The organism is Microbacterium sp. B19 (assembly GCF_000333395.1).
Lineage (GTDB): Bacteria > Actinomycetota > Actinomycetes > Actinomycetales > Microbacteriaceae > Microbacterium.
This window is the reverse complement of the sequence record NZ_BADA01000384.1, coordinates 1-268: the sequence shown is the minus strand read 5'-3', so window position 1 is coordinate 268 and position 268 is coordinate 1. Positions and strand designations below refer to the sequence as shown.

General features: G+C 71.6%; 1 pseudogene. It reads right to left on the bottom strand.

Annotation, left to right across the window (positions count from 1 at the left end):
- Window positions 1-111: 111 nt before the first annotated feature.
- Window positions 112-268 (bottom strand): annotated as a pseudogene (locus tag I5G_RS24805) (riboflavin synthase); the annotation flags it as partial.

Sequence of the window (268 nt, the reverse complement as noted above, 5' to 3'; positions counted from 1 at the left end):
CCTGACAGTCTAGGCGCGCAGCCAGCGCCTTCGAGCGGGCCCACCAGCGACGTTCCTGTGACTCCGACCGGAGTCGCTGCCGGAATGTCGGGGCGGATGACACCGTTGTTGGCCGCCGAGGCGACCGTGCGCGGCGGTCGCGCGCTCGAGGTTGACGGGGCGGCCCGCGCCGACACCCGCGAGCGTCGACATGTCGAGCGTCTGCTTCATCACGTCGGCGGTGAACCAGTCGGGGCCCTGGTCGACGACGGTGAGGCACACCCCGCTG